Origin of the sequence: Actinomadura hibisca NBRC 15177 (assembly GCF_001552635.1) — a bacterium.
GTDB lineage: Bacteria > Actinomycetota > Actinomycetes > Streptosporangiales > Streptosporangiaceae > Spirillospora > Spirillospora hibisca.
Map to the genome: position 1 here is coordinate 289,405 of NZ_BCRO01000012.1, position 11,755 is coordinate 301,159.

Annotated in this window: 11 protein-coding genes, 1 tRNA gene and 2 CRISPR repeat arrays (1 of these 14 cut by a window edge); of the genes, 8 read left to right on the plus strand and 4 right to left on the minus strand. The window is 70.7% G+C overall.

The window, feature by feature from the left end:
* Positions 1-37: 37 nt before the first annotated feature.
* Entirely contained in the window at positions 38-709 is a 672-nt protein-coding gene (locus AH6_RS07505; protein ID WP_507762027.1) for a winged helix-turn-helix domain-containing protein, read from the plus strand.
* A 63-nt stretch (positions 710-772) separates the two neighbouring features.
* On the opposite strand, the gene AH6_RS43515 is transcribed toward AH6_RS07505, so the two are convergent.
* Both AH6_RS43515 and AH6_RS07515 read right to left on the minus strand, forming a co-directional pair.
* On the minus strand, positions 773-1,624 hold the full coding sequence (locus AH6_RS43515; protein ID WP_157431320.1) for a hypothetical protein: 852 nt from the start codon (positions 1,622-1,624) through the stop codon (positions 773-775).
* A 135-nt stretch (positions 1,625-1,759) separates the two neighbouring features.
* The gene (locus tag AH6_RS07515; protein ID WP_067475739.1) at positions 1,760-2,500 is read right to left on the minus strand and encodes a hypothetical protein; all 741 of its coding nucleotides are present in this window, start codon (positions 2,498-2,500) and stop codon (positions 1,760-1,762) included.
* A 330-nt stretch (positions 2,501-2,830) separates the two neighbouring features.
* On the opposite strand from AH6_RS07515, the gene AH6_RS07520 reads away from it, so the two are divergent.
* Together AH6_RS07520 and ispF are read left to right on the plus strand one after the other, a co-directional pair.
* A complete protein-coding gene (locus tag AH6_RS07520; protein ID WP_067475742.1) occupies positions 2,831-3,313 on the plus strand; it encodes a CarD family transcriptional regulator in 483 nt (160 codons plus the stop codon).
* Positions 3,314-3,338: 25 nt separating this feature from the next.
* Positions 3,339-3,809, plus strand: a complete 471-nt coding sequence (ispF, locus tag AH6_RS07525; protein ID WP_067475744.1) for a 2-C-methyl-D-erythritol 2,4-cyclodiphosphate synthase — start codon at positions 3,339-3,341, stop codon at positions 3,807-3,809.
* Positions 3,810-3,879: 70 nt separating this feature from the next.
* Here ispF and AH6_RS07530 read toward each other — a convergent pair whose 3' ends face one another.
* Positions 3,880-4,776: a DUF2637 domain-containing protein gene (locus tag AH6_RS07530; protein ID WP_067475747.1), complete on the minus strand. Its 897-nt coding sequence runs from the start codon at positions 4,774-4,776 to the stop codon at positions 3,880-3,882.
* Positions 4,777-4,964: 188 nt separating this feature from the next.
* Here AH6_RS07530 and AH6_RS07535 point away from each other — a divergent pair, with 188 nt between their 5' ends.
* The 4 genes from AH6_RS07535 (at position 4,965) to rlmB (ending at position 8,671) form a co-directional block, all read left to right on the plus strand.
* Positions 4,965-5,729 (plus strand): DUF6585 family protein, encoded by a 765-nt coding sequence (locus AH6_RS07535; RefSeq protein WP_067475750.1) that lies wholly within the window; start codon positions 4,965-4,967, stop codon positions 5,727-5,729.
* 66 nt (positions 5,730-5,795) lie between these two features.
* Positions 5,796-6,179 carry a PPOX class F420-dependent oxidoreductase gene (locus AH6_RS07540; RefSeq protein ID WP_067475753.1) on the plus strand — a complete coding sequence of 128 codons (384 nt, stop codon included), beginning with the start codon at positions 5,796-5,798 and terminating at the stop codon, positions 6,177-6,179.
* 38 nt (positions 6,180-6,217) lie between these two features.
* Positions 6,218-7,615 carry a cysteine--tRNA ligase gene (gene cysS / locus AH6_RS07545; protein ID WP_067475755.1) on the plus strand — a complete coding sequence of 466 codons (1,398 nt, stop codon included), beginning with the start codon at positions 6,218-6,220 and terminating at the stop codon, positions 7,613-7,615.
* 141 nt (positions 7,616-7,756) lie between these two features.
* Positions 7,757-8,671, plus strand: a complete 915-nt coding sequence (gene rlmB, locus AH6_RS07550; protein ID WP_067475758.1) for a 23S rRNA (guanosine(2251)-2'-O)-methyltransferase RlmB — start codon at positions 7,757-7,759, stop codon at positions 8,669-8,671.
* Here rlmB and AH6_RS43520 read toward each other — a convergent pair.
* Complete coding sequence (locus tag AH6_RS43520; RefSeq protein ID WP_157431321.1) at positions 8,668-9,795, minus strand: hypothetical protein; 1,128 nt, start codon at positions 9,793-9,795, stop codon at positions 8,668-8,670. The two genes, rlmB and AH6_RS43520, sit on opposite strands and share 4 nt — an antisense overlap.
* Positions 9,796-10,671: 876 nt before the next feature.
* A CRISPR array of direct repeats spans positions 10,672-11,129; the repeat unit is 30 nt; unit sequence CCTGCTCCCCGCGCACGCGGGGATGGACCC.
* A gap of 97 nt (positions 11,130-11,226) precedes the next feature.
* On the opposite strand from AH6_RS43520, the gene AH6_RS07565 reads away from it, so the two are divergent.
* A tRNA-Thr gene (locus AH6_RS07565) sits at positions 11,227-11,302 on the plus strand.
* A gap of 251 nt (positions 11,303-11,553) precedes the next feature.
* A CRISPR array of direct repeats spans positions 11,554-11,755; the repeat unit is 30 nt; unit sequence CCTGCTCCCCGCGCACGCGGGGATGGACCC (it continues 133 nt past the right edge of the window).

Here is an 11,755-nt window from a genome sequence, read left to right on the forward strand (position 1 = left end):
GCACCGCAACCGCCCAGGAGGCAACACCGTGACCCGCGTGCTCGTCGTGGAAGACGAGGAGTCCTTCAGCGACGCACTGTCGTACAACCTGCGCAAGGAGGGGTTCGAGGTCGCCGTCGCGGCCACCGGCCCCGACGCGCTGGACATCTTCGAGCGCAACGGTGCCGACCTCGTGCTGCTCGACCTGATGTTGCCGGGCCTGCCCGGCACCGAGGTGTGCCGCGAGCTGCGCGCCAAGTCCAACGTGCCGGTCATCATGCTGACCGCCAAGGACAGCGAGGTCGACAAGGTCGTCGGCCTGGAGCTGGGCGCCGACGACTACGTCACCAAGCCGTTCTCCACCCGCGAGCTGATCGCCCGGATGCGCGCGGTGCTGCGCCGCCAGGGCGAGGTGGACGAGCTGGCCCCGGCGACGCTGGAGGCCGGCCCGGTCCGGATGGACGTTGAGCGCCACGTGGTCAGCGTCGGCGGCGACCCCGTCCAGCTGCCGCTGAAGGAGTTCGAGCTGCTGGAGGTGCTGCTGCGCAACGCCGGGCGGGTGCTGACCCGGATGCAGCTCATCGACCGCGTGTGGGGCGCCGACTACGTCGGCGACACCAAGACCCTGGACGTGCACATCAAGCGGCTGCGCGCCAAGATCGAGGCCACCCCGTCCACGCCGCGCTACATCGTCACCGTGCGGGGGCTGGGCTACAAGTTCGAGCCGTAAGCCCCCGGAAACGGGAAACGGCCCGTACGGCGTGAGCCGTACGGGCCGTTCTTCGTTCTGGGATCAGTGCCCGGCGGCGGGCTCGTGCCCGGCCTCTTCACCGGCCGGAGAGCCGCTCGGCGACGGCGACGAGGCGCCCGGCACCGGGACGCCGGTCGACACCGCCGTGAAGGAGGCGTACTCGCCCTGCTGCGGGATCACCGGGACCGGGACGGTCACGGAACCGGCGTTCTCGAACCTCAGCGTCACCTTGAGCGTCTCGCCGCCCAGCAGGGTGCGCTTGAGGCCGGTCAGCACCACCAGCGGCGCCTTGCCGTCCGCGGCGGCCGGGACGTCGGCGGACGAGGCCGGGGCCGACGGGGTGTTGCTCGACTCCGCGCCCGGCGACGCGCTGGCGCTCGCGCCCTCGGAGGGGCTCGCGCCCGCGCCCGTCGGCGTCGCCGAAGCACCCGGCTTGGCCTTCTTCTCGCCCGGCTTGGCGCTGCCGCTCGGCGTCGCCGAGGGGCTCGGGGCGGCGGCGTCGCCCACCAGCGACACCAGCGAGCCCTCGCCGGACTCCTTGGCGGGCGGCAGCGCCACCCCACCACCGGTGATCTTCACCTGGGCGAAGTCGGGGGCCTCGACGGCGGTCAGCCGGTCGCCGCTCTTGACCTGGTTGACGACCCAGGCGTACAGCGGCACCGAGCTGCCCGCGTTGAAGGTGGTGTCGGGCTTGGGGCCCAGCAGGAACATGTTGCGCACGTCGATCTTCGGCGCGTCGGCGCCCTGCGGCACCGACGCGCTGACGCCCTCGGTCAGCCGGGTCGGCGCGGCGCTCTGCGGGTTGGTCCCGGCGCCGCAGCCGGAAAGCACCGGCGTGATGGCGACGGCGCCCGCGATGGCGAGCGCGACCACTCGACGGCTGTTTCGGATCACGGCGTCGGTTCTCCTCGCGAAAAGATGATGTGCAGGGGGCGGCGCTCCGGCGACAGAGACGCCAGGGGCAGCGTAGCGAGACCGGGCGGCGTACCCCGCTCCGGGGGTTGTTTTCCGTCCCGGCGTGTGCTGCGGCTAGCTCAGCGCCTTGATCTTGTCGGTGAGCAGCGGTCCGGGCTGCGCGCCGGGCACCACGGCGGTCACCACGCCCTCGTCCTCCACCAGCACGGCGGTGAGCCCGGCGGCGCGGCCCTGGGGCGCGTACGCGGCGGCCAGCAGGCCCTTGGCGTCCAGGACGATCTGCGGCGCGCCCCTGTGCGACGCGCTCCGCAACGAACGCATCTCCTTGCGCACCCGCTCGGGCGTGCTGCCGCGCGGATCGCCGACGAGCCAGAAGTTCAGCTCGAACTCGCGGGCCTTGCCCGCCAGCTCGTCCACCGCCCGCGCGCAGCCGCAACCGGGCGCGGCGATCCCGATCACGCCGGGCCGCAGCGCCGCCCGCACGTCCACCGGCTCGGGCCTGGCCCCGTCCAGCTCCACGCGGCCCTCGGGCAACCAGCCGCCGACCCGGCCGGGGCTCGCCGACGGGTGCGGGTTCAGCAGCGCGGCCGACGGGCGGGGCATCGGGCGGGGCCCGAACGTCGTCATCAGCGCCCCGCTGACCAGCGCGACCAGCAGCGCCCCGGCGATGAGCGGGACGACCACGCCGAACCGCGTGACCGGGCGCAGCAACCGCCGCAGCCGGGCCCGCCGCCGCAGCTGGCGCCGCTCGCGCTGGTAGGCGAGCACGTCGCGGGCGAGCTCGCGGGCGTCGTCGGGCACCACGACGTCCACATGGGGGAGCCCGTAGTCGTCGGGGTCGCCGTCTGGCCTCACGCCGCCACCTCACCGTCCTCGGAACCCGCCGGACCCGCCGCGCCCCGTTCACACCCTCACGGGCGCTTCGTACCCGGCACGTCCGGCATGTTCACCTCCCAGTATGAGCCGCCCGCGGGCCGCTGACAGGGGGTCGGCCGCAACCGCCGCCGAGCGCGCCGCGATCACCCGGTGATCTCCGCGCGCGGGCGAAACGGGGGGCGGACGCACCATTAAGGGGCTTTGTCAAGACCCCAATTAGGGGGTTGACCTGCGGATATGTCTGGAAGGCCGGTGCAGTCACCGGCTGGCCCGTGCTATTCTGGGTTTAGCGGAAGGGGTACTTGTCACATGACTTTCCAGGTCGGCGACACCGTCGTCTACCCCCACCATGGGGCTGCTCGGATCGAAGCCATCGAGACTCGCACCATCAAGGGTGAGGAAAGGACCTATCTGGTCCTGAAGGTCGACAAGGGCGACCTGACAGTACAGGTCCCGGTCGAGAACGTCGAGGACGTGGGCGTCCGGGACGTCGTCGACCAGTCGGGCCTGGAGAAGGTGTTCGAGGTGCTGCGCGCCCCCTACACCGAGGAACCGACCAACTGGTCCCGGCGCTACAAGGCCAACCTGGAGAAGCTCGCCTCCGGTGATGTCAACAAGGTCGCCGAGGTCGTCCGCGACCTGTGGCGGCGCGACAAGGAGCGCGGCCTGTCGGCCGGCGAGAAGCGCATGCTCGCCAAGGCCCGGCAGATCCTGGTCAGCGAGCTGGCGCTCGCCGAGAAGACCAACGAGGACAAGGCCGAGGCCCTCCTCGACGAGGTCCTGGCCGGCTGAGCGGTTGAACGAGCAGCTTCCACGGGTGGGCGTCGGCACCGACGTCCACCCGTTCGCTTCTGCCGACCGTCCGTTGTGGCTGGCCGGGCTCGAATGGCCCGGCGAGGGCCCCGGCCTGGCCGGGCACTCCGACGGCGACGTGGCGGCCCACGCGGCCTGCGACGCGCTGCTGGCGGCCTGCGGGCTGGGCGACCTCGGCGCGGTGTTCGGCACGGCCGACCCGCGCTGGTCGGGGGCGTCGGGCGTCGCGCTGCTGCGCGAGACGGCCCGGCTGGTGGACGAGGCCGGGTTCGCCATCGGCAACGTTGCGATCCAGGTCATCGGCAACCGCCCCAAGGTCAGCAAGCGCCGGGACGAGGCCGCCAAGACGCTCTCGGAGGCGCTGGGCGGCGCGGTGGTGAGCCTGTCGGCGACCACGACCGACGGCCTCGGCCTCACCGGGCGCGGCGAGGGCCTGGCGGCCATCGCGAACGCCCTGGTCGTCCGGAAGGGCTGACCTCCCCGGCGGCACGACGAGCGCGCTCCGACCACCCCTGGTGGCCGGGCGCGTTTTTTCGTCGTTCCGGTCATTCGGCGGGCGGGGTGGGGGAGCTGCGGAGGGAGCCGGACGGGGGGTTCCAGTCCCAGATGGGCAGATCGTCGTCGTCGGGCGGGGTGAAGCCGTTGGGGTCGGTGGTCTCGGAATCGGTGGCGCGGGAGCGGCGGCGCAGGCGGCGACGGCCGGCGGGCTCGTCGTCGTCCCCAGCGTCGGGGTCCTCGGCGCGGTCGACGGCGGGGGCGTCGAGATCGTCGTCGGTGTCCTCCGCGTCAGTGGGCCGGTGGACGAGTTCGACGTCGGTGGGCAGGAGAGCGGGCGGCCGGGGGGCTTCGAGGGCCTTGACGGGAACGGTGTCGTCCGCAGCCTCCTGCTCGACGTCAGCCGTACGGACACGCTCGGTGACAGCCTCCGCATCATCCTCGGACGCCGCCTCGCCCTCCTCCACAGCAGGCTCCTCCGCCGGACGCGGCTGCGGGGCCCGCAGCTGCTTGAACATCGTCAGCCACAACCACACCGCCAGGATCAGCATGGCGTGCGGCGCGACCGCCACCCCCGCCCTGACCCCCTCGTCGGGCAGCGAGGCGTAACCCCACACCGCGTGCTGCACGCCCAGCGCCGCCCCGCCCGCCACCAGCGCGGCCAGCAACACCCAGCGCACCGCCCGCGTCCACCAGCGCGCGTGCCGGGCCACGATCAGCGCCAGCACCACGATCACCAGCAGCGCGTCGGCCATCACCGGGTACGCCGGACCCCAGCGCCGGTCCACGCCGCCCGCCGCCGCCAGGTCGCGCAGGGCGTCGTAGGAGACGGCGAACGCGCCCGCCGCCAGGACGAGCACGACCAGGCCGGTCGCCGCGCCGAGGAAGCGGCGCTGGGCCGTGCCGTGCCGGGAGGGGGTGGTGGGACCGGTGGGATCAGCGGGCATCCTGCACTCGTCTCGGGGGGAGGGGGCGACCACGTGCTGTAGGGGAGGTTAACCAGCCGGGGGGCGGGTTACTCCTCCCTTTTCGGCGACCATGCTGCACCAGGCGGGAAGGACGCCTCCCGCGGGGGCAGGAGGCTGGGGCCTTTTCTGGCGATTTTCCCCGCCGTTCCCGGGGTAGTCGGATATTCGTGCCCACTTCGCAGAGCGCTCCGGACCAGGCGTCGGCGCACCACCTGGGCGACCCCGTCCGGGCCTTCGACGCCAGGCCCGGCCGCCGCCGCGCGCTGGCCTGGCTGATCCTGCTCGGGCTGGCCGGGATCGTGCTGGTCCCGGCCGCCGCCGTCTACCTGGCGGCGGGGCGGTTGCTGCTCGGCGTCCCGGCGGCGCTGCTGGCGGTCGGGTACCTCGGCGCGGTCGGCTGGATCCTGTCGCGGGGCGTGCTGCGCGGGCGCGGGATCGTGGTGACCCTGCACCAGGGCGGCCTGGCCGTGACCGGATCCGGGCGGTCCGACGTCTACCTCTGGGACGACCTGAGCGCGGTCACCGTCTCGGGCGTCCAGCGCGCCCGGCACGCCAGGACGCGCTGGCGCTTCACCGTCGCCACCACCCGTGGCGGCACGCTGGAGTTCGGCGACGAGCTGCCGGACGTGCGATTGCTGGGGGAGACCGTCGTCGCCGAGGTGACGGCCCGCGTCGTCCCGCCCGGGCTGGCGGCGCTGGAGGCGGGCCGGGCCGTACGGTTCGGGCCGTTCACCGTCAGTCCGGCCGGCGTGGGTAAGGAGGGGCAGCGCGTGCCCTGGCCCGCGCTGCGCGACGTCGTCATCGCCAACGGCGTGGTCACCGTCCGGTCGGCCGACGGCGTGCGCGAGCTGAGCGCGCTCACCGGGCACACCCCCAACGCGGTGGCGCTGGCCGAACTGTGCCGCCGGACCCGGACCGCACACCGCGCCTGACTCATGGGAAGATCGCCTGTCATAGGGTGATCTTGACACCCCCGGAGACAGGGAGAGATCCACACGATGGCGCCGCTCAACGACAAGGCCCGCGAGCTGTTCGACACCACCAACTTCGTCACGCTCGCGACGCTCAACCCCGACGGCGCGCCGCAGGCGAGTGTGATCTGGGCCAAGGTGGACGGCGACGACATCGTGTTCTCCACCGTCAAGGGCCGCCGCAAGCACCGCAACATCGAGCGCGACGCCCGGGTCAACCTCACCACCTTCGACCTGAGCAACCCCTACGTGTACGCCGAGGTCCGCGGCACCGCGACCATCACCGACGACCCCGGCGGCGCGCTGATCCAGGAGTTGTCCCAGCGGTACATGGGCGAGGCGTGGAAGGAGCACGGCCCGGCCGAGCGCGTCATCGTGCGCGTGACGCCCGACCACGTGTACACCCGTTGACCAGGCGCGGGCGGGCGGCCATCCAATAACCTGGGACGGTGAGCCTGCGCCTTTACGACACCAGCACCCGTACCGTCCGCACGTTCGAGCCCCTGGAAGAGGGCCGCGTGGGGATGTACGTCTGTGGTGCGACGCCGCAGGCCACACCGCACATCGGGCACCTGCGCTCGGGCGTCATCTACGACGTGCTGCTGCGCTGGCTGCGCGCCTCGGGCCACCAGGTGATCTTCACCCGCAACGTCACCGACATCGACGACAAGATCCTCGACGTGGCCGCCCGGCAGGACGTGCCCTGGTTCGCGGTCGCCGAGGGCAACCAGCGGATCTTCACCCGCGGCTACGAGACGCTGGGCTGCCTGCCGCCCACCGTCGAGCCGCGCGCCACCGGGCACGTCCCGGAGATGATCGTGCTGATGCGGCGGCTGATGGAGAACGGGCACGCCTACGCCGCCGGCGGCGACGTCTACTTCGACGTGCGCTCCTGGGCCGACCGGTACGGCGCGTTGTCCAACCAGAAGATCGAGAACATGCGGTCGGCCGCCGACAGCCCCAACGAGGACTGCAAGCGCGACCCGCGCGACTTCGCGCTGTGGAAGGGCGCCAAGCCCGGCGAGCCGTCCTGGGAGACGCCGTGGGGCGCCGGGCGGCCCGGCTGGCACCTGGAGTGCTCGGCGATGGCCACCAAGTACCTGGGGCCGACCTTCGACATCCACGGCGGCGGCGTCGACCTGATCTTCCCGCACCACGAGAACGAGATCGCCCAGTCCCAGGCGGCGGGCGACGGCTTCGCCCGCTACTGGATGCACAACGGGCTGCTCACCATCGACGGCGAGAAGATGAGCAAGTCGCTCGGCAACGTCGTGCTGCTGACCGACCTGCTGGACCGGGCCCGGCCCGTCGAGGTGCGCTACTACCTGGCCTCGGCGCACTACCGGTCGCTGATGGACTACAGCGACACGGCGCTGGCCGAGGCGGTGTCGGCCTACCAGCGCATCGAGGGCTTCGTGACCCGCGCCGCCGAAGTAACAGGCCCCGGCGAGCCCGCGACGACGCTGCCGCAGCGGTTCGTCGACGCCATGAACGACGACCTCGGCGTTCCCCAGGCCCTGGCCGTGGTGCACGAGACCGTCCGGGAGGGCAACAACGCCCTGGCGTCGAACGATCTGGAAACCGTCCGCGGCCACCTGGCGGCGGTGCGCGCCATGACCGGCGTGCTCGGCCTGGACCCGCTGTCGCCCGAATGGTCCGCCGGCGGCGAGGACGACCTGCACCCGGTGGTGGACGCCCTGGTCAAGGTGGCCCTGGAGCAGCGCCAGGCGGCCCGCGCCCGCAAGGACTACGCGGCCGCCGACGCCGTGCGCGACGGCCTCACCGCGGCCGGGATCGTCGTGGAGGACACCCCGCACGGTCCCCGCTGGGAACTGAAACGAGGCTGATGACGGCGCGGCCGCTCCCCCCAGCGCATAAAATCGGGTGTTTGGGGGAGCTGGCCGCCGCGCCGCCCCGAGAGATCTTCCGCCGCCCGTCAGCCACGAGGGCGAGCTGGGCCGCAATCGTCGCGAGGGGCGTACCGCACAATGTCACCACGTAAGGGCAAGGGACCGACTCCCAAGGCCGAGGACCGCCACTGGCACGGCAAGCGCCAGAAGGCCCGCGCCGCCAAGAGCTCCAAGCGCACCGGCACCCCGACGCAGGGTCCGGGCGCGCGCAACGCCCGCCCGGCCGAGCAGGGCCGCCCCGGCCGCCCGGCGGGGGCGCGCCGCGCCAACGGCGAGGTCCCCGAGCTGGTCACCGGCCGCAACCCGGTGCTGGAGGCGATGCGCGCCCGGGTGCCCGGCACCGCGCTGTACGTGACCGACGCGCGCGACGACCGCATCCGCGAGGCCATCCAGCTCGCCGCCGACCGCAAGATCCCGCTGCTGGAGGCCGGCGTCAAGGAGCTGGACCGGCTGACCGACGGCGCCGTCCACCAGGGCATCGCCCTCCAGGTGCGGCCCTACCGCTACGCGCACGCCGACGACCTGCTGCGCGGCAACGCGCCGCTGATCGTGGCGCTGGACGGCATCACCGACCCGCGGAACCTGGGCGCGATCGTACGCTCGGCGTCGGCGTTCGGCGCCAGCGGAGTAGTCGTGCCGGAGCGGCGCGCCGCCGGGGTGACCGCCGGGGCGTGGAAGACGTCGGCCGGAACCCTCGCCAACCTGCCGGTCGCGCAGACGACGAACCTGGCGCGCCAGCTGAAGGCGTACCAGAAGGCGGGCTGCTTCGTGGTGGGCCTGGCCGCCGACGGCGCCGCGACCATCGCCGACATGGAGGTGGCCGACGGCCCGTTCGTGCTGGTGGTGGGCTCGGAGGGCAAGGGCCTGGGCCGCCTGGTGGCGGAGAGCTGCGACATGCTGGTGAACATCCCGATGCCGGGCCAGGCGGAGTCACTGAACGCAGGCGTGGCCGCAGGCATCGCCCTGTACGAGGTGGCCCGCCAGCGCGGTTAAGCCCACACGGTGCCGTCGGGGGTGTCCCGCAACTCAACACCCCCGGCGGCCAACGCGGCACGCACCTGGTCGGCCAACCCATAAAGCCCCCGCCGCCGCAGCTCCTGCCGAACCTCGACAAGCCCCGGCAGCACAGCTTCAAGCACGCGCCCATCCCCATCACGCCCCAGTTGCACGACCATGGTGCGCATAATGGCGCGGGCCCACTCACCCCCTTCATCCTCTTCGGTGTCAGCGCCCCACTCAGCGACAGCGGCCTCCACCGCAAGGATGGCTTCGACGCGCTCCCGGGAATCCCCACCCTCAAACCGCCGCCGAGCACTCACCACCACATCCTTGAGCGGCAAACTCTCCGCAACCACAGGTCGTCCAGGAGCACTCTCCCGGCCACCCTCCCCGCGCAACAACCCCCGCAACTCCCCAAGCTCCATAACAACCCCAGCAGGCACAACGGTGCTCACCCCCTGCCGCCGCACCGTCATACAGCCGCGCCCCCGAACCTCGACAACCCGCTCCCCGATGAGCACAGCGGTGTGCTCATCAACCCCAAGCACAGCGGTCCCAGGCGGCAACTCCCGCTCCATGCCCCGCAACCGCCGCTCGCCGAGATACGAGTAACGGGTGTCATGAGTGCCACCCTCAGCGTTGTCGTAGTGCGGAATAACCACGACATCAAGCCCGTACTCACCCAGCAGATCCAACCCACCCACCCAGTGCGGATCAGCGCCAACCTTATAAATCTCATAAACAGGAACAGCAAACCGCCCCAACGTACAAGCAGCCGCAGAAGCAAAAACAAGCGTGGCCTCCCGCCCCCGCACAAGATCGCGCAGCACCGAGGCAACAGCCCCCGACCACCCCCGCAACGCATAAGTAGGACTACCAGGCCCAGAAAAAACCCACCGAGCGCTACGCAAATCCGCCAGCCCCGAAGCGACCTCAACCTCAAGCCCAACACTGCGCGCGAAGTAAGCACAGGCCCGAGCCGAGATATCAGCAACGTTCTCCTGGAACGCATAAGGCGTATCCAGCAGAACAGCAGGACCACAAGCAACATCCTTGTGCACATTGACCATCGTGGGGCTCGTCTCCCCAGAGCCCATGATCACCATGAGTTGCCGCATACCTGTACGACAACACCCAGACGCGCTCCCGCCTAGCCCTCAACACCGCCCAGCAAGCCCAGGCGCGTAAGAAGCCAGCACAGAGGCCAACGCGGCATCCCGTCGGACCGCATCCCCCACATGCGGATCATGCTCGACAAGAAAAGCAAGATGCCGAGCCGCATGCACCACGACCTGGGCAAACTCCACCTTCACAGGCGAAGGCCGATCAGCGCTACCCCCACAGGCCAGCCCGGCATCCCCAACCCCCACAGCCTCCCGCCAAGGCTCAGGATCAGGCAAAACAACATAAGTAAGCACAACCCGACCATCGGCCCCACAACGCCAACTAGTCGAATGCAAAACCCCCACCCGCCGAACCTGCCCCACCCGCCGAGCAGCACCATCAGGCTCTTCAAACTCACCCAAAAACCCAGCACACCTACGATAAGCAAGCCCCCCAGCCTCAACACGAAGCAGAAAGACCTCAACCTCCACAGGCCGCCCACTCGAAGAATCAAGCCGCATCCCTGCAACGCTAGCGCTACTGCAACTAACCCGCAGTAACAACCCCAAGAGCAGCGACCCAGCTCAGCCCAACGCGCCCCACTCCGCCCTGCCCCAACCGACAAAGCATCTGTTTACAAGACAGAGTGTTGAAGCCCCCAAGCCCTCGCGCAGCCTCCCCAAGCGGCGCTCCTCTCGACAGCGAAAGAGCCTTCTCCGCTGACACAAAGAGCTACACCGCCCTAATCTGAGCGAACCGCTCCAGCTGGCCTCGGCCGCGCAACGAGGGAGGCAGTCATTGAAGCCCTTCTCCTCCCCGCCCGAAATGTCCGTCTCTCCAAAAGTGCTCACGAATCGTGTTACTCGCTGGTAGAACCCCAGGTCAGTGAGTCTGCTCCCCGCGCACGCGGGGATGGACCCAGGCCCTTGAAGGAGGTCTCGTTCTTGCTGATCTGCTCCCCGCGCACGCGGGGATGGACCCTTCATATATTGCAGCGACGTGCCACGGTAGTTCTGCTCCCCGCGCACGCGGGGATGGACCCAGCTACGAGATCGCCCAGGCGATCGCCGACGCCTGCTCCCCGCGCACGCGGGGATGGACCCCGGCCCGAGCAGGTCCTCCAGCAGCACGGTCCCTGCTCCCCGCGCACGCGGGGATGGACCCAGCTACGAGATCGCCCAGGCGATCGCCGACGCCTGCTCCCCGCGCACGCGGGGATGGACCCCGGCCCGAGCAGGTCCTCCAGCAGCACGGTCCCTGCTCCCCGCGCACGCGGGGATGGACCCGAACCCCGCGCCAACGAACTCGGCCTCCCCGGCTGCTCCCCGCGCACGCGGGGATGGACGCCTGATCTTCATGATCATGGTCCTGCTTGCCGTCGCCCGACCGTGCAGATAAGCCGACGCACGGGACCCGTATCCTCGACTACCATGCGGTGAGCCCGCGCCGGCGTAGCTCAATTGGCAGAGCATCTGTCTTGTAAACAGAAGGTTAGGGGTTCAAGTCCCCTCGCCGGCTCCAAGACCTGAGGCCCCTCTCGGACTGGGCAGGGGTCTCGCTGCTGCCAGTCGTAGGCGCACCGCCGCAGCCTAAGACGTGGTGGCCTAGTCGACGGGCGAGAAGATTCAATCTGGATTCGCTGCTCCAAGATGCCTTTGGCTTCAGTTAGCGAGGCAGCCGTTGAAGCCCTTCCCCTCTCTGCCTGAAATGTCCGTCTCTTCAAAAGTGCTCACGAATCGTGTTACTCGCTGGTAGAACCCCAGGTCAGTGAGCCTGCTCCCCGCGCACGCGGGGATGGACCCGGCATGTAGCCTCCCTTCCACGTGCCGGTCCACTGCTCCCCGCGCACGCGGGGATGGACCCGCTGGGACTGCCCATTTGGATGGTGTAAAGCACTGCTCCCCGCGCACGCGGGGATGGACCACCGCGATCAAGACCAACCGGCTCGTCGACTCCCTGCTCCCCGCGCACGCG